Genomic DNA, 17,158 nt, shown 5'->3' on the forward strand with positions numbered 1-17,158 from the left:
TTAATTCGTGTCAATTATATCTACGATACGCATATCATAGTGTATACGATACACGCACCTGAAAAAAAATCTACTCAATCTTTTTTATAGATGAGGCGCCCGACTCATCGTTTTTTACGGTTCGGGGATTTCCACGATACTGAATTGAAGAAGAACCGCTGGTTTTCACGATCAGGCTGTTTAGCACATTGATGCTGCTCTCGCTGGCGCCGGAAGTATTTATAGTATAGTTACCTACCACAAAATCAAGAGCTTCCACCTTACCTGAGCCGCTCATCTCTATTGAATGAGCGGTAGCCTGGCCTCTGAGTTTAAGTTCTGTTGCCCCGCTTGCCTCAGTGTAAACGTTAGCGGCATTCAAATCAAGGTCAACCTTACCCGATCCGGATAGCGATATAGACAGGTTGCCCGTAGTGAGCTTGCCCGCTGATGCGAAATCGACCGCGCCCGAACCGGCTATCTTTTCCAGGTTACGCACCCCGATAACCAACGTGCTGCTTTCAGTGGCGCAAATATTTTTGTTAGGTTTAATTGTTAAAGTACCGCCGCTTACCGATGTTTTTATATCATCAAACAAGTTATCGTCAGTAGTAATAGCTATTGATAAGGAGCTATCCTGTTTTAGTGTTACTTTGTAACCTCCACTTACTTCAATCTTGGTAAAGTCTTCAACTTTGCGGGTATCAGTGGCTATATTACCTGAGCCCTGCTTGCACGAGTTATTACATGAAGAGAATGCGGTGACAGCAATGCTTGCAATAAAAGGAATATATAAATAAGGTTTCATGAGTTTAGTTTGTTTTTTTTAGACGCCTATAGTTAATATGAAGTTACAATAAAAAATGAAAAGCCATCATGTATAATGATGGCCTATCGCAGAATATATGATGGACTTTTGCAAGTAATTGACTATAATATCGCCAGCTCTTCGCCGGTAAATATTTCGTTATTGCCCTTTTTTACGATATGCGAGCTGCCTGCAACTAAATTGGTATAGTTAACACTGGTTGAGCAGCCGTAGTTTAATTCATATTCGTTTACATTACCTCCAAGGTCGGCTTTGGCATTATCATTTACAGTAATGCTGGCATTGTAAGCAGCCAGGTTTAATTGCGCTGACGCATTATTATTCAATTGTACATCAAGGCTGATGGCTGAAAGTTCACCAAAGGATTTTATTACGGCGTTGTCATAAACTTTAATGCTGCGAAGGTCAGCTGCGGTTACCCAAACAACCAATTTTTTATCGGTGTATGATGTAATACGCAGCAGGCCCTCCTGGTTTTGTACCAACGCGCTTTCGGCGTAGTAGCTATTGTATACCTTCACCCTATCCTCAGCGCCGCCTGATACATATAACTCAACGTTACCGCGAACTTCAATTTTATTAATATTGGCGACGTCAGTAAGCACTGTAGCGGCAGCGTCAGTAGTGTTTTTTGCTGCTGATTCGGTTACTGTAGCAGTAGTTAATGAACAGATGGTTGCGATGGTGATGATGACAGTTTTCATGATTGTAATATTTTGACAGTTAATTATTTGCGTTATGTGTTCTTGTTTTTTAATACATCAATAAGACCATCATAACACAGCAAACGTTACAGGGATATGGCCGGTAATAGGTGTACAGTCGGGTATTATCGGCGAAGAGATGAAAATTGTCGGTGAAAACGGAATAGACTGACTAAATCAAACATTAATGAGTCACAAAACGAAATAGTTATGTGTGATACAGTGTGAAAAATTGGATTAAATTACCCCATCGAAAAATTCACGCAGCCGGTAACGGTATGATTAAATACAACACAGAAGGGAAATCTACAAATAGTACAACTCGCCGTTAGCCTTTATCCTACCGCTGTCCAACAAGGCACGTATGGCCTCTATCTTTTGGTTATCAGTTCCCTTCCTGATAGATGATACGAGTTGATTAAGCGCGAGCGGCTCAATGCTAAGCAACTGCGTGATATCGTCGCTGATGGAATCTACAATATTTTCGGCGTCGCGTAGGCGACGCTCGTCCAGGCATACATCGCATTTGCCACACTTGCGGGCGTTATATTCGTCAAAATATGCCAGCAGCATCTGGCTGCGGCATTTTTGGTGTGTGGCATATGCTAATACGGCTTCTATCTTGTTTTGATAAACCGTTTTACGCTGCTGTATATAGCGGTTATTAATATACAGTTCGTTGGCGTTAAGGCGGGGTTTTAAATAAGTTACCTGCGGTTGGTCGGTTTGTTGCAGGTAGGTAACAACGTTAAAATTTTGTAACTGCTGCAGGCCCTGTATTACCTGCTGTACACTCATGTTGGTACGGCGCGCTATATCAAACTCCTTAATGCGTACATAACTATCAAACGCCCCGCCGTATGACCGGAGCAGCGTTTTTATAAAAAGGTCCCACCCGGGGTTGGCTATCTGGAACTTGTATAACTCTTCGTTAACAACTTCAAACCTAAGGCGTGAGGGCAGGTACACACTTTCGTTAAATGAAAGGTACTCATCCTGCTCCAAAAACTTAAGGGCGTTTAAAGTTTTAAATATATCCAGTTTAAAACGGTTACAAAAACTGGTTACATCAAAATCAAAGCTAAGGCCGGCACCGGCGCCATACGCCAGCTGGTACAAATTGGCCAACTGATGGTAAACGAGTTTTATCTCATCAACCGACGGAAAGTTGGTAACAATTTTTCGCTCCTGTTTAGCCCTGTCGGCCGGATGGTACAATAATACAGCGTATGCCTTTTGCCCATCTCGCCCGGCCCGGCCCGCTTCCTGGTAATATGCTTCAAGGCTTTCAGGAATATCCTTATGTATCACAAAACGCACATCGGGTTTATCAATACCCATACCAAATGCACTGGTAGCCACCATTACCTGTACCTTGCCGCTCTTCCAATCGGCCTGGTGCCTGGCACGTTCCTCCATGGTCATACCGGCGTGGTAATTAGCCGCAATAATGCCGTTGTCATCATAAAAACGGCATATTTCAACGGTCTCTTTACGGCTGCGTACGTAAACTATGCCGCTTCCTTTAACTGCCTTTGCTATGCTCAACAGTTTGCGGTGCTTATCTTCCGTGTGCTGTACCACATAACCAAGATTTCGCCGCTCAAAACTTTGCTGAAATAGTTTGTAGCCTGGCTTAAACTCAAGTTTCTCAACAATATCATTCCTAACATCTATGGTAGCCGTCGCGGTGAGGGCCATTAACGGCACCTTGGGATGTATGGCCCGCAGGTCGGCTATATGCAGGTACGGGGGACGGAAATCATAACCCCACTGCGATATACAATGCGCCTCGTCGATAGCAAAAAGGTTTACCTTCATATAGGCTATCCGCTCGCGTACCAGGTCGCTCAACAGGCGTTCGGGAGATAAGTATAAAAACTTTACCGGACCATAAATGCAGTTATCAAGCGCGATATCTATTTCGCGTTTGCCCATGCCTGATACAATGGATACTGCTTCAATGCCCCTTGACTGCAGGTTTTCTACCTGGTCTTTCATCAATGAAATAAGCGGGGATACCACGATGCAGATACCCTCCATTGCCATAGCAGCTACCTGGAAGCAAATGGACTTGCCGCCGCCGGTGGGCAATAACGCAAGTACGTCGTCCCCGGCAAGTACCGTATTGATGATTTCCTCCTGTAAAGGGCGAAAGCTATCGTGCCTCCAGTACTGCTGTAAAATGCGGTGAATTGTCATTTAAATGTGGCAATCTCAAAACTATTAAAATGCATCAATATATTTAACTTCGTGCTGTAAACATTTTACCTGATGAAAAAAGTTTATCTGTTCATTATAACTGCCTTTATAACTACACACATCTATGCCCAGAAATGGAACGTTGAGAACACATCCGGCACTCCTAAAAAAGTAAGTATTACTACGGACGAAGGTACCTGGATGAACCTTGATGTAAGCCCCGACGGTAAAACCATTGTGTTTGATTTGCTGGGCGACATTTACAGCATGCCGATTACGGGTGGCAAGGCAACCATACTGGCTGGCGGCCGTGCTTTTGAAGTGCAGCCCCGGTTCAGTCCGGATGGCCGCTACATATCTTATACGAGCGACAAAGATGGTGGTGATAACATATGGATAATGGAGCGCGACGGCAATAATAAACGTGCTGTCACTAAAGAAAACTTCAGGCTGCTTAATAATGCTTCATGGTCGCCTGATGGCGATTACCTGGTGGCGCGAAAGCATTTTACAGGCACACGCTCATTGGGCGCTGGCGAAATGTGGTTGTACTATAAATCGGGTGGCGAAGGCATACAGCTTACCAAACGGAAAAACGATCAGCAGGACGCGGGTGAGCCTATTATCTCGCCTGACGGGAAATATGTTTACTGGAGTGAAGATGTTACCCCCGGCCCTATCTTTCAATACAATAAGGACCCATACGCGGGCATTTATGGAATAAAACGGCTAAACCGCGCCACGGGCGAAATCGAAACGGTTACCGGCGGGGCCGGCGGCGCTTGCCGTCCGCAATTATCTCCCGATGGCAAATTGCTGGCATTTGTAAAACGGGTGAGGCTTAAAACCGTGCTTTTTTTACATAATATGGATACCAACGAAGAGTGGCCCGTTTATGACGACCTATCGCACGACCAGCAGGAAACCTGGGCACTTTTTGGCGTATATCCAAATTTCGACTGGACACCGGATGGCCGAAACATCATTTTTTATGCAAAGGGTAAAATACGTAACCTTGATATTGGCACTCTTAACACTGAAGAGGTTCCGTTTGAAGTTACTACGCAGCAAATAGTATCAGAGTCGCTGCACTTTACCCAAAGAGTTTACCAGGATGAATTTCCGGCGCGGATGATACGCCAACTTACTACTTCGCCTGATGGCAAACTTGTGGCTTTCAACGCCGCGGGGTATATTTATATAAAGGAGTTACCAAACGGGAAACCTCAGCGGATAACCACAACGCCTGATTTTGAATATGAACCGAGTTTCAGTCCTGACGGCCGCTACCTGGTTTACGTTAACTGGACCGATGAACTGAAAGGGGCAATCAATAAAATAGACCTTACAACTAAGCTTGTTACACGGCTTACTGTTGAAAAGGGCTTTTACTATTCGCCCAAGTTTTCAAACAAAGGAGATGTTATTGTTTACCGCAAAGGGGAAGGCAACCCCGAAACTGGTTATGCATACGGCGCCAACCCGGGCATTTATACATTGCCGGCCAATGGCGGTACGCCGCGCCTTATTATCAACAGCGGAATAAGGCCGCAATTTTCGGCTGATGACACCAAGATATTTTACCAGGGCACCGAAGGCGACAAGAAAGCTTTTAAAGTAACGGATATAACAGGCGCGAATAGACGCACCTTATATACTTCAACTTACGCTACGCAATTTTGCCCCAGCCCCGATGGTAAGTACATGGCTTTTACGGAGCTTTACAACTGCTATATTACCCCTATGGCCACCAGCGGGTCGGCACAGGATTTATCGGCAACCAATAAAGCTTTGCCTTTAAATAAACTAACCCGCGACGCAGGCACTTACCTTCATTGGAGCAAAGACAGCCAAAAACTGATGTGGACGCTGGGACCCAAATACTATGTAAGGGACATCAAAAATGCTTTCCCTTACACTGACGGCATACCCGACCGAACACCTGCCCCGGATACCAACGCTACCGCGGATATTGGCCTGCGTTTAAAAACCGATGTCCCGCAAGGCAAAATAGCTTTCACCAACGCCCGCATAATTACCATGAAGGGCGAAGAAGTGATAGACAAAGGCACTATTTTGGTTACCGGCAACAAAATAACTTATGTAGGCAAAGTTGCCGATATACCAGTACCCGCCGATGCCAGGGTGTATGATATGGCAGGCAAAACCATAATGCCGGGCATGGTTGATGTACACGCGCACCTGCGCAGCAGTCCCGACGGTGTATCACCACAACAAAGTTGGAGCTATTATGCTAACCTGGCGTATGGCGTAACCACCGCGCATGATCCGTCTGCCAATTCTGAAATGATATTCAGCCAGGGCGAAATGCTGAAGGCGGGTAATATGGTGGGGCCGCGCGTGTATTCTACCGGAACTATATTGTATGGCGCAGATGGCGACTTTAAAACAGTAATCAATAGTTTAGATGATGCGCGGTCGCACCTGCGGCGGCTTAAGGCGCTCGGTGCATTCTCGGTAAAGAGTTACAACCAGCCACGCCGCGAGCAAAAACAGCAGATTATTGAAGCTGCCCGCGAGTTACAAATGGAGGTAGTACCCGAAGGCGGGTCAACTTATTTCCATAACATCGCGATGTTGCTGGACGGGCACACAGGCATTGAACATAATTTACCTGTTTGGCCTTTATACAAAGATGTAAAAGCTTTATGGAACGCTACGCGCGCTGGGTATACCCCTACCCTTATTGTTGCGTATGGTACCCAGTTTGGCGAAAACTATTGGTATGACCGCACCGAAGTTTGGAAGAATGATCACCTGCTAAGCTTTACGCCTCCGTCGGTTATTGATGCCCGGTCGCGCCGCCGTATCACATCTGAGTATGGCGATTACGGGCATATTGATGTAGCCCGAAGTGTAAAGCAGCTTGCTGATGGCGGCACCAAAATAAATTTAGGCTCGCACGGTCAGCTACAGGGTCTTGGAGCACATTGGGAACTATGGATGCTTGCACAGGGTGGCATGTCAAACTTACAAGTGTTGCGTTGCGCTACCATGAATGGAGCGGCTTACCTGGGGATGGATAAAGAGATAGGCTCACTGGAACCAGGTAAACTGGCAGACCTGATTGTATTGAACGAAGATCCGCTGGAGGACATACGTAACAGTGAAACCATAAAATATGTAATGGTAAACGGCCGCCTGTACGACACCGCTTCAATGAACGAAATTGGTAACACCGAAAAGCCGCGCCTGCGTTTCTGGTGGCAAATGGCCCGCGGCGGCGATATGATAAACCTGCCGGTTAATAATACCGAAACGTATTTATTTGGCGTGCAGGAAGGCGATTAAGCCGCTTGCTCTTATCTAATCGTCATTGCGAGGCACGAAGCAATCTCTGAACTTACATAGCATGACGGGATTGTTTCGTCGTTCCTCCTCGCAATGACGCATCGATTAATAAGGATTACTGAAAGCCTCATTGTAAGGCACCAAGCAATTTCTAAATTTGAAAGGCGTAATCACCTAACCAGATTGCTTCGTCGTTCCTCCTCGCAATGACGCAATGGGATGACTAATCCCTGATTTACAAAGCCCTGATCCCTACTTTACCACCCACTCGTAAAATCCGGGGAATGAACCGTTCCACTGCTTCTCGTTATGCTTCTCTCCCTTTAATACCAGGTAGGGAGACTGTGCTGCTGACCCGCCCTTAGCTTTTATCAGCGCGGCCATCTTTTGCATGTCGGGTACCATTTCCTTGTTTTCTTCATCGCCGCAGGCAAAGTAAAACCGGTTATAATCATTTAGCCGCTGCTTTTGGGCATAGGCAAAAATATCGGGTGCAAGCCAGTAAGCAGGCGAAAATACGCCCGCGGTGCCAAATACATCAGGATAGGTTAACACTGCATAGGTGGATATCAAGCCGCCCATAGAGCTGCCTGCAATTATAGTATGCCGCGCATCGCTCAAGGTACGGTAATTGTCGTCGATGTATGGTTTTAAGTTTTTCACCAGGAAATCAACATAAAGGCCGCCCTTGCCCTTACCATACTTGGAATCATAAGGATTGTACTCCGATATACGCTCGTTTCCGCCATGATCAATGCCTACAATAATGCATTGTTTAGCTACCGGGAACTTGTCCATAATCTCGTCAACACCCCACTCGCCGTAACCCGCTGTTGTTTGGTCAAAAATATTCTGCCCGTCGTGCATATACAGCACGGGGTATTTACGGCCGGATGTTGTATAATCTGCCGGCAGGTATATCCATATCCGTCGCTGGCGCATTAGTTGCGGCATGTTAAACCTTTCGGTAAGTATTTTTACATTCGGACTAATGGTATGCACCACAGGCTCGGGCACAAAACCATCCTTCCAGCCGTCGATATTTAAAACGATGGTAGTATCTTTACTTATGGTATACTCACGATTGCCTACCTCGCCGCCACGGGCGTTTGACTCTACGCCGTCCCAATCTCCTTTAGTTACCTTTAACTGATGGTTACCGGGCGTGAGCTTTTGAGTAAGCGTGTACCCCTTTCCGTCGGCTTTTAGCTGCCAATTTTTATCGCCGGGGTTCCAGTTATTAAAATCGCCTGCTATGTACAGGCCCGGCACAATACCTTCAACTTTAGGGAGTTTACCTGTTTTGAACGTAACATTTACCTGGGCGCGAACAACGTTCGACACAAATACCGATACGATGGTTAATAATATTATCTTTTTCATGTTTCCTGGAAATAAAAAACCCGGAGGATATCCGGGTTAAATATAAATGAAATATTATGCTTTAAAAGTTTACCTCTATCCGCTTTTTGAGGGCAGGCGAGGCTAACTATCTCTTGTCTATGTCCACATATTCCCTGTTTACCTCGCCGGTATATATTTGGCGCGGCCTGCCAATCGGCTCTTTATTCTCCTTCATTTCCTTCCACTGCGCTATCCAGCCGGGTAAACGGCCCAGTGCGAACAATACGGTAAACATGTCAGTAGGGAAACCTAATGCGCGGTAAATGATACCTGAATAAAAATCGACATTAGGATATAACTTACGTTGAACAAAGTACGGATCCTTTAAGGCTACTTCTTCCAGTTTTTTTGCAATTTGCAGCACTTCGTCGTCTATACCCAGTTTCTCTAATATATCGTCGCAGGCTTTCTTTATGATCCTGGCGCGCGGGTCGAAGTTTTTGTAAACCCGGTGGCCAAAGCCCATCAGGCGGAAAGGATCGTTTTTATCTTTGGCTTTAGCTATCCATTTATCAGTATCGCCACCATCCTGCTGTATTTTTTCAAGCATTTCAATAACGGCCTGGTTGGCACCACCATGTAACGGCCCCCACAGGGCCGATATACCTGCAGATAATGAAGCGTAAAGATTTGAATCAGACGAACCCACTATGCGCACCGTTGAAGCCGAGCAGTTCTGCTCATGGTCGGCATGCAGTATCAGCAACTTATTCATGGCATCTACTATCACCGGGTCTATCTCAATCTCCTCGGTACGCTGCCCAAAGGTCATGTACAGGAAATTGGTAACATAATCGTATTTATTACGCGGGTAGATATACGGATGACCGAGAGATTTTTTATATATCCATGATACCAGGGTCGACATTTTCGCCAGCGTTTTTACAATGCTCAGGTTTACTTCCTGCGCTGTTTGATTAGGCTTTAATGAGTCGGGGTAAAAAGCCGACATGGCACATACCAACGACGACAACTGCCCCATTGGATGAGAACCCTGCGGGAAACCGTCAAAAAACTTTTTCATATCTTCCTGTACCAGGGTATGGCGGCTAAGTTGATATTGAAAGTCCTTTAACTGCTCGGCAGTAGGCAGGTCTCCATATATCAGCAAATATGCTACCTCAATAAAGGTTGATTTTTCGGCAAGCTGCTCAATGGAATAGCCACGGTATTTCAAAATACCTTTTTCGCCATCCAAAAAAGTTATCGCGCTTTTGGTGGCGCCGGTATTTTTGTACCCGATATCAAGGGTAACATAACCGCTTTGATCCCTGAGCTTAGAGATGTCAATTGCTTTTTCATCTTCTGTACCCGTTATTACCGGAAGCTCGTATGTTTTATCACCTATTATTAATTGTGCAGTATCAGACATAGGAAAATTTAAGTGTATTGCAACAAATGTAAATAAATCTGCGTATTAAATGGCCTACAAACCCTTTGCTTTTGTAAATTTTATAGTGAAAAACACCACCAGTTTAGTTTCAACCACATATTTTTGACCTGCAACACATGTCATTCAATAGCCGCCTTGTTTTACTGATACATACCGATCACAGTATCTACAGACTGCTGCTTATTGCTATGGTAATTGCAAGCCCGGCGTTATATTTTTTATGTCATAATCAAACTTTTACCTCTTTTGACTCTTTCGCTCTTCGCATTATCAGCAGCCTGCTATGTCTGGTAACGCTGGCACTTTCATTTTTGCCCAACAGGGTGTTTTATAAGGCAGCACTTTATATTACTATTGCATCTTTTATAGTGGTAAACAACCACATATTGCTCCGCGAAAATGCTTTCGCCCCTATTTATACATTCAGTTCGCTAATCATTTTCATGGGCATGGTGTTTTTTTGCAAACGGCGTTATGAATTTGCCGGCTTAACCATACTCAATACCGCTGCGGTGTTGCTTGCTTATTTCGCGGCTAAGCGGCCCGATATAGGGCTTGCATCATTAGGCATATTACTGGCAACCTTTACTACTATAGCTTATATAAGCTTTATAGTACGCAAGGTGTACCGGCTAAAGTTTAAAAAAGCTGTTGCAAACTTAACCCAGCTCAACCATTCGCTGATGCATAATCAGCAAAAGTTACAGGAAAGCCGCAACCAGTTACATGCCGTTATCAACTCAATAAATGATATTGTTTTTGAAGTTGACGAAAACCGCACCTGCATTAATGTTTGGTACAATGAGCAAAACCCGTTACATTTTAACCCTAAAGAACTGGTTAACAAAAGGTTGCAGGACGTTATCGGCAAAGAAAAAGCCGAGCCTTTTATTGTTGCCTTTGATTATGTAGCAATGCATAAAAAGCCAACCTCCTTTGAGTTCCATTCAGTTTTTGGTGCTGATAAATGGTTTATGGCGCGGATGACCCCTCTTTTTGATAAGGAAGGACGTTACACTAAAAAGGTGTGCATAGCCATATCAGATATATCAGGGCAACGAAAATATGAACAGGCATTAAAACAAAACGAAGACCTTTTACATGAAGCACACTCAATAGCCCGTATAGGCAATTGGTGGTATGATGGCGATACCCGCGAGTATTATTGGTCAAGCACCCTTTACTCTCTGCTTGAGATAGACAACGTGCCCGATGGAACCGATAAATTCAATTACTACTTAAACCTGGTTCACCCTGATGACCTGGAAAATACAAAAAACTACTTCTCCAGCAAAAACACCAGTGCAGCACCTACGTTTGAGCATAAGCTGATAACCCCGCGTGGCAATTTAAAGTACATAAAAGTTATAAGGGGCGAAGTTGTACATCATAATAGCGGGCGTTTTAAACGTATATCTGGCATTATGCAGGATATAACTGAAATCAGGCTTTCAGAAAAGTCGGCCAAGGTTAGCCAGGCGGAATTGATTGAGGCCCAAACAATAGCCAGAATAGGCAACTGGAAGTGGGATGTGGTGCAACGAACGCTTTCATGGTCAGACGAGTTAAATAATATATATGAAACCAGCCATGTAAAAAACCACGCAAATAATTTTGTTAAGGTGTTTTTAAAATTTGTGCATCCGGCTGACAAACACATTCTGAAAAAACTTATTAAAAGCCCTGCCAGCGTAACCAACACCTCTTACGAGTACCGCATAATAACACCTAAGGGCCATATAAAACATTTAAGCATTATAGTGGGCAAACTACTTACCAGGGATGGCAGCATCCGTAAAATAATTGGCACCATACAGGATATAACCGAACGTAAAAAGGCCGAACTTGAGGTAAAAAGGAGCGAAAGTAAGTATAAGCTGGTGTTAGAGAGTGTTAAACTTGCGGCCGTAACCGTTAGCGGCGATGGAGTTATAATGTTTTGCAACCGCTACCTGGCGGACCTGCTTGGCTATGAGCAGCAAGAAATAATTGGATTGCACTGGATAGATAATTTTATACCTGAAAATTTCAAAGAACTGCTGCGTAACTCGGTAAGCAACAGATCGGTACGTACACATTTTACTAACCCTGTGATTTGCCGTAATGGCGAGCAGCGTGTGATACGATGGCAAAATACCCTAAGTTTTGACGAATTTGGTAATATAAGAGAAATAACCGCCATTGGCGAGGACGTTACTGACCAGCAGAAGGCCACGCAGGAATTAATATCAGCAAAGGAGCACGCCGAAAAATCATCCCGTTTTAAATCGGAGTTCCTGTCAACCATGAGCCACGAAATACGCACGCCCATGAATGCCGTGATAGGTACAACTAACCTGCTGCTGAGCGAAAATCCAAAACCTGAACAGCTTGAATACCTCAATACACTTAAATTCTCTGGCGAGAACCTGCTGGCGATTATTAATGATATATTAGATTATAATAAGATAGAAGCCGGCAAACTTGAATTGAATAAATCCCCGGTAGATATCAATCAACTTGCGCAAAAAATAAAGCGTTCGTTTGAGTTACGCGCCAGGCAAAAAAACATCGAGCTCAAGTTATCAACCGATAACAATTTACCGCAATTTGTATTAGGCGACCAGGTGCGTATAAGCCAGATACTTAACAACTTAATAGGCAACGCTGTAAAATTTACCGACAGAGGCAGTGTAGGCATAAATATTGACAAAACCGGCGAAGGCTTTAAGCAGGCCAGTATTAAGTTTACCATTACCGACACGGGAATAGGCATATCACCAGAAAAACTGAACGTAATTTTTGATCCTTTTGTGCAGGAAGCCCAACTGCACAACTACGGCGGCACCGGCCTGGGCCTGGCTATTACCAAGCGGCTTGTGGAACTGCACGAGAGCCGGATTGGTGTATTTAGCGAACCGGGTATAGGTACACGTTTTACGTTTACGATTAACTTTGAAATTGCCGAACAGCCCGACAAGGCGACAATGATACCAGCAGAGACGCTGAAAGACTTATCAGGGCTAAGAATACTTGTAGTTGACGATAATAAAATGAACCTTTTTATAGCGACCAAATACCTGCGTAAATGGAATGCTAAGGTTGATGAGGCACTTAACGGCCAAGTAGCGCTTGATATGGTTGAAAGCAATAACTACCACCTGATTATTATGGATTTGCAAATGCCGGTGATGGACGGGTTTGAAGCTACCAGCGTTATCAGGCAAACCAATACCACTATACCTATTATTGCGCTTACAGCCGATGCTATGCCTGATACCCACGCCAAAGCGTTTGCCGCCGGCATGAATGATTATCTTACCAAGCCATTTTTGCCCGAAACGTTATTTGAAAAAGTATCAAAACATACTGTTAAACCCTCGGATGTTGGGGTAGTACAGCGTTAGTTTTTCAACACTTCTTTAACTACACCACACTCTAGCATCGCATCGCCAAAATAAGGGTTACGTATCTCCTCTTTATCTGATAGCCAGTAACCGCCTTTATTGTCATTAGCCATAGGACAATATGCAACGTAGGTAGTTGTATTTGTTTTTATGCCTTTGGCCAGTGTTATCACCTCTTTGCTCAGGGTTAAAAATGCCTCGCGCTGCTCATCAACATTGGTGGTAGCGGCAATTTGCCTGGCCATATTTGCGGCTTCAGCACATCCTTTTACATCTATAAGTTCCTCTTCAAGTACAGCCGCCGCTTTTTGCCCGGCAGCGCCGTCAGATTTTACCAATTCGTTTTTAAGGGCTATGTAAGAGCTTAAAACTTTGCTAACATTGCCCGAATCCGGTAATGCCGCGTCGGCCTGTTTCGCGGTATCGGTAAGCGCGTCGGTACTTTGGTTGGATGATGGCTGGTTACAGGCCGTAGCTGCAAATAATGCGGTGCATACTGCAATGGTGAATATTTTTTTCATGATAGTAAAGTTAAAGTTAATTAGAACGTATTGCATCAACAGGCTTAAGTCTTGATGCGCCATACGCAGGTACTATCCCCGAAATTATGCCTATTGATACAGATATCAAAATACCCTGGATAATATTCTGCGTGCCAAGTATGATTTCGAGATCTGAAAATCCGCTAACAGCCAGCGTACCTAAATACACAAAAAACAGCCCTATAGCGCCTCCCATCAGGCAAAGCACAACTGCTTCAATTAAAAATTGCAGTAAAATAAAATAGTTTTTGGCACCCAGAGATTTTTGTATGCCTATAATGTTGGTACGCTCTTTAACAGAAACGAACATGATATTGGCTATACCAAAGCCGCCTACCAGTATTGAGAAACCACCAATAACAACCCCTGCTAGATTAACTATGCCAAAAAGCTGATCTAACTGGTTTGACACCAATGTTGATTTATTAAGCGCAAAGTTATCTTCTTCACCCGGTTTTAATCGCCTTATCGAACGCATCAGGCCCTGCAATTCGCTTTCAACCTCTGCCTCCGGCACCCCTTCTTTTCCCTTTACCACTATAGATAAATGATAATTTGGGTTTTTAAGATCAATAAGGTTGCGTACAAAGTTTATGGGCAGCAATATCTGCTTATCTGCCGATGTTTCCAGCAAATCCTGCCCCTCCTTTTTAAATACGCCGATAACCGATACGTTACGGCCCATTATCTTTATCTTTTTCCCGATAGCGTTGCCCGCCGGAAAAAGATGCGCCGCTATATCATGGCCGATGATGGCCGCGGGTGCGCCCGTACGCGATTCTACTTCGGTAAAAAAACGCCCCTCGGCGTACTCATAGGTCCAGGTTATGTTATGATCGTGCGATACGGCGTAAAGTACGGCACCGCTAACGGTATTACTTTTATATTTTACCTTACGCTGCTCAATAAATACCTCAAAGGATACGCCCGCCGCGGTTTGACTGCGCCTTTTCAATTCTTCAAAATCACGCTGGCTCGGCACGGGGCGCTGCATATACTTCCACCATGGGTAATCATTGCCAAACATCCACGGCCATTTTTGTATGTAAATGCTGTTGTTACCTAATTTATCTACACTGGCTTGTAAATTGCTGCGCAACGTATCAACAGCCGAAAACACAGCGATGATGGTAAATATGCCGATGGTTACGCCCAGTAACGACAAAATGGTGCGCAGCTTATTTTGGGTAAGTGCATCATAGGCAAACAAAAAGCTCTCGCGCAGAAGTTTTAAAAATATCATACCGGCAACTGTTAATTTTTAGACAATGTTGTTACCGTTTGGTTACATTGTTTACAAATTAAATATTTAACAAGGTAACACAAAGCGCCCTAATACCTGTTAAATATTACTAATAAATTTTTCGTACATTTGCGCCCTGAAAATCCAATAATATTAATATGAAATTATCGCAGTTTAAATTCAATTTACCTGAATCATTAGTAGCTAACTCGCCGGCAGAAAGCCGTGATGAGTCGCGTTTAATGGTGCTGCACCGCGACACTGGCAAAATTGAACATAAAATATTTAAAAACGTATTGGATTATTTTGATGATAAGGATGTGATGATCCTTAACAACACAAAGGTATTCCCAGCCCGCTTATATGGCAATAAAGAAAAAACCGGTGCCACCATTGAGGTTTTTTTGTTACGGGAGTTAAACAAAGAGCTTCGTTTATGGGATGTTTTGGTTGATCCGGCACGTAAAATACGCGTGGGTAATAAGCTTTACTTTGGCGATGACGACCTGCTGATAGCAGAGGTTGTAGATAACACCACGTCACGCGGCCGTACCATCCGTTTCTTGTTTGACGGCACCGACGAGGAGTTTCGCCGCAACGTAGAGATATTGGGTGAAACACCGTTGCCAAAATATATAAAACGTAAGGCTACGGCTGAAGATAAAGAGCGTTACCAAACCATTTTTGCTAAGCACGAAGGCGCTGTTGCCGCCCCTACTGCCGGGTTGCACTTCAGCCGCGAACTGATGAAACGCCTGGAACTGAAAGGTGTTGAATTTGCTGAGGTTACACTGCACGTAGGTTTAGGCACTTTCCGTGCGGTTGAGGTTGAAGACCTTACTAAGCACAAAATGGATTCGGAACAGTTTATTATCGAAGAGAAACAAGCCAACATTGTAAACCGCGGCATCGAGCGTAAAAAACGCATTTGCGCGGTAGGCACAACATCTATGCGTGCTATTGAGTCGGCCGTTTCTGCTAATAAAACGCTTAAGGCAGCTAATGACTGGACCAGCAAATTTATTTTCCCGCCGTACGAGTTTAGCATCGCTAACTCCATGATCACCAACTTCCATACCCCTGAGTCGACGTTGCTGATGATGATTTGCGCTTTTGGCGGCTACGAAAATGTGATGAACGCTTATGAAGTAGCCATTAAAGAAAAATACCGGTTTTACAGCTATGGCGACGCCATGTTGATTATATAAGCCCGGGTTTTAAACTAGTTATAATGAGATGTGAGCCCCGATAGCTATCGGGGTTCTTGCATCTCTTTTTTTTGTTCACCCCGCTTGTTAAGGATTTGATGCATACTGCAAATCGATTTAAATCCTTTACTTTGCACTAAAAATAACTTCAGCACCAAAACTGGTTAAGGTATACCGCATACCGGCAAACTTGCCTTAAGTGGTCGTTGAAAAATTTAGTATGACCTACAAACTTCATGTCTGATAGTTCAAATCTTAAGTTTAAAACAAAAGCTATTATTGTAGCGGGCGGCACAGGTACCCGCATGCAGACCGCAGTACCTAAGCAGTTTTTACTTATCAACAACCGCCCGGTATTGTTTTATACTATTGAGGCTTTTTATCAAAGTACTTATAAGCCCGAAATATTACTGGTATTGCATGCAGACTTTCATGACTACTGGAAGAGTTTATGTGTAGAACATAACTTTAATATACCTCATCATTTAATTGCAGGTGGGGAAACCAGGTTTCACTCAGTTAAAAACGCGTTGGACACCATTACCGAAACGGATAGTGTTGTCGCCGTGCATGATGCGGTGAGACCGTTGACTGATAAAAATATAATTGATGAAAGCTACCGCCATGCTGCGGAACATGGTAATGCCGTAACAGCCGTAAAAAGCCGCGATTCGGTTAGGCAGGTTAGAGATGGTTTATCAACCGCGCTGGTGCGCGACGATATCTACCTGGTACAAACCCCGCAAACCTTCGTCGCTACACAATTACACCAGGCATATGAGCAGCCTTTTGACAACGCATTTACCGACGATGCCAGCGTAGTTGAAAAAGCCGGGTTTAAAATAAACCTTACAAAGGGCGACTACACAAACCTTAAGATTACATTCCCGGAGGATATGGCAATTGCCCAGATGCTGCTAAACAAAAAGCCATCCTGAGTAAACAGAATGGCTTTT

11 protein-coding genes are annotated in these 17,158 nt (G+C 44.2%); 4 read left to right on the plus strand and 7 right to left on the minus strand.

Annotated features, from left to right (window positions below; genetic code table 11):
- Positions 1-70: 70 nt before the first annotated feature.
- From DJ568_RS00455 to DJ568_RS00465, 3 genes are all read right to left on the minus strand, one after another.
- On the minus strand, positions 71-787 hold the full coding sequence (locus tag DJ568_RS00455; RefSeq protein ID WP_114003264.1) for a head GIN domain-containing protein: 717 nt from the start codon (positions 785-787) through the stop codon (positions 71-73).
- 122 nt (positions 788-909) lie between these two features.
- Positions 910-1,512, minus strand: a complete 603-nt coding sequence (locus DJ568_RS00460) for a GIN domain-containing protein (protein ID WP_114003265.1) — start codon at positions 1,510-1,512, stop codon at positions 910-912.
- 306 nt (positions 1,513-1,818) lie between these two features.
- Positions 1,819-3,714, minus strand: a complete 1,896-nt coding sequence (locus tag DJ568_RS00465; RefSeq protein WP_114003266.1) for a RecQ family ATP-dependent DNA helicase — start codon at positions 3,712-3,714, stop codon at positions 1,819-1,821.
- Between the two features lie 72 nt (positions 3,715-3,786).
- Here DJ568_RS00465 and DJ568_RS00470 point away from each other — a divergent pair, with 72 nt between their 5' ends.
- Positions 3,787-7,026, plus strand: coding sequence for an amidohydrolase family protein (locus tag DJ568_RS00470; RefSeq protein ID WP_233496597.1), 3,240 nt, complete (start codon positions 3,787-3,789; stop codon positions 7,024-7,026).
- Positions 7,027-7,278: 252 nt separating this feature from the next.
- On the opposite strand, the gene DJ568_RS00475 is transcribed toward DJ568_RS00470, so the two are convergent.
- Together DJ568_RS00475 and DJ568_RS00480 are read right to left on the minus strand one after the other, a co-directional pair.
- Positions 7,279-8,409, minus strand: a complete 1,131-nt coding sequence (locus DJ568_RS00475; RefSeq protein WP_114003267.1) for an alpha/beta hydrolase-fold protein — start codon at positions 8,407-8,409, stop codon at positions 7,279-7,281.
- A 106-nt stretch (positions 8,410-8,515) separates the two neighbouring features.
- Entirely contained in the window at positions 8,516-9,802 is a 1,287-nt protein-coding gene (locus DJ568_RS00480; RefSeq protein WP_114003268.1) for a citrate synthase, read from the minus strand.
- A 137-nt stretch (positions 9,803-9,939) separates the two neighbouring features.
- Here DJ568_RS00480 and DJ568_RS00485 point away from each other — a divergent pair, with 137 nt between their 5' ends.
- Positions 9,940-13,209: a PAS domain S-box protein gene (locus DJ568_RS00485; RefSeq protein WP_114003269.1), complete on the plus strand. Its 3,270-nt coding sequence runs from the start codon at positions 9,940-9,942 to the stop codon at positions 13,207-13,209.
- Here DJ568_RS00485 and DJ568_RS00490 read toward each other — a convergent pair.
- Together DJ568_RS00490 and DJ568_RS00495 are read right to left on the minus strand one after the other, a co-directional pair.
- Positions 13,206-13,730 (minus strand): DUF3347 domain-containing protein, encoded by a 525-nt coding sequence (locus tag DJ568_RS00490; RefSeq protein WP_158534842.1) that lies wholly within the window; start codon positions 13,728-13,730, stop codon positions 13,206-13,208. The two genes, DJ568_RS00485 and DJ568_RS00490, sit on opposite strands and share 4 nt — an antisense overlap.
- Positions 13,731-13,746: 16 nt before the next feature.
- Positions 13,747-14,994 carry an ABC transporter permease gene (locus DJ568_RS00495; protein ID WP_114003271.1) on the minus strand — a complete coding sequence of 416 codons (1,248 nt, stop codon included), beginning with the start codon at positions 14,992-14,994 and terminating at the stop codon, positions 13,747-13,749.
- A gap of 158 nt (positions 14,995-15,152) precedes the next feature.
- On the opposite strand from DJ568_RS00495, the gene queA reads away from it, so the two are divergent.
- Together queA and DJ568_RS00505 are read left to right on the plus strand one after the other, a co-directional pair.
- Entirely contained in the window at positions 15,153-16,202 is a 1,050-nt protein-coding gene (gene queA, locus DJ568_RS00500; RefSeq protein WP_114003272.1) for a tRNA preQ1(34) S-adenosylmethionine ribosyltransferase-isomerase QueA, read from the plus strand.
- Positions 16,203-16,438: 236 nt separating this feature from the next.
- Positions 16,439-17,140 (plus strand): 2-C-methyl-D-erythritol 4-phosphate cytidylyltransferase, encoded by a 702-nt coding sequence (locus tag DJ568_RS00505; RefSeq protein ID WP_114003273.1) that lies wholly within the window; start codon positions 16,439-16,441, stop codon positions 17,138-17,140.
- Positions 17,141-17,158: the final 18 nt, after the last annotated feature.

The organism is Mucilaginibacter hurinus, from assembly GCF_003324525.1.
Classification (GTDB): domain Bacteria; phylum Bacteroidota; class Bacteroidia; order Sphingobacteriales; family Sphingobacteriaceae; genus Mucilaginibacter; species Mucilaginibacter hurinus.

Excerpts from the sequence above, each read along its gene's own strand:
- DJ568_RS00455 (WP_114003264.1), bottom strand. The coding sequence starts at position 787 with ATGAAACCTTATTTATATATTCCTTTTATTGCAAGCATTGCTGTCACC.
- DJ568_RS00460 (WP_114003265.1), bottom strand. The coding sequence starts at position 1,512 with ATGAAAACTGTCATCATCACCATCGCAACCATCTGTTCATTAACTACT.
- DJ568_RS00465 (WP_114003266.1), bottom strand. The coding sequence starts at position 3,714 with ATGACAATTCACCGCATTTTACAGCAGTACTGGAGGCACGATAGCTTT.
- DJ568_RS00470 (WP_233496597.1), top strand. The coding sequence starts at position 3,787 with ATGAAAAAAGTTTATCTGTTCATTATAACTGCCTTTATAACTACACAC.
- DJ568_RS00475 (WP_114003267.1), bottom strand. The coding sequence starts at position 8,409 with ATGAAAAAGATAATATTATTAACCATCGTATCGGTATTTGTGTCGAAC.
- DJ568_RS00480 (WP_114003268.1), bottom strand. The coding sequence starts at position 9,802 with ATGTCTGATACTGCACAATTAATAATAGGTGATAAAACATACGAGCTT.
- DJ568_RS00485 (WP_114003269.1), top strand. The coding sequence starts at position 9,940 with ATGTCATTCAATAGCCGCCTTGTTTTACTGATACATACCGATCACAGT.
- DJ568_RS00490 (WP_158534842.1), bottom strand. The coding sequence starts at position 13,730 with ATGAAAAAAATATTCACCATTGCAGTATGCACCGCATTATTTGCAGCT.
- DJ568_RS00495 (WP_114003271.1), bottom strand. The coding sequence starts at position 14,994 with ATGATATTTTTAAAACTTCTGCGCGAGAGCTTTTTGTTTGCCTATGAT.
- queA (WP_114003272.1), top strand. The coding sequence starts at position 15,153 with ATGAAATTATCGCAGTTTAAATTCAATTTACCTGAATCATTAGTAGCT.
- DJ568_RS00505 (WP_114003273.1), top strand. The coding sequence starts at position 16,439 with ATGTCTGATAGTTCAAATCTTAAGTTTAAAACAAAAGCTATTATTGTA.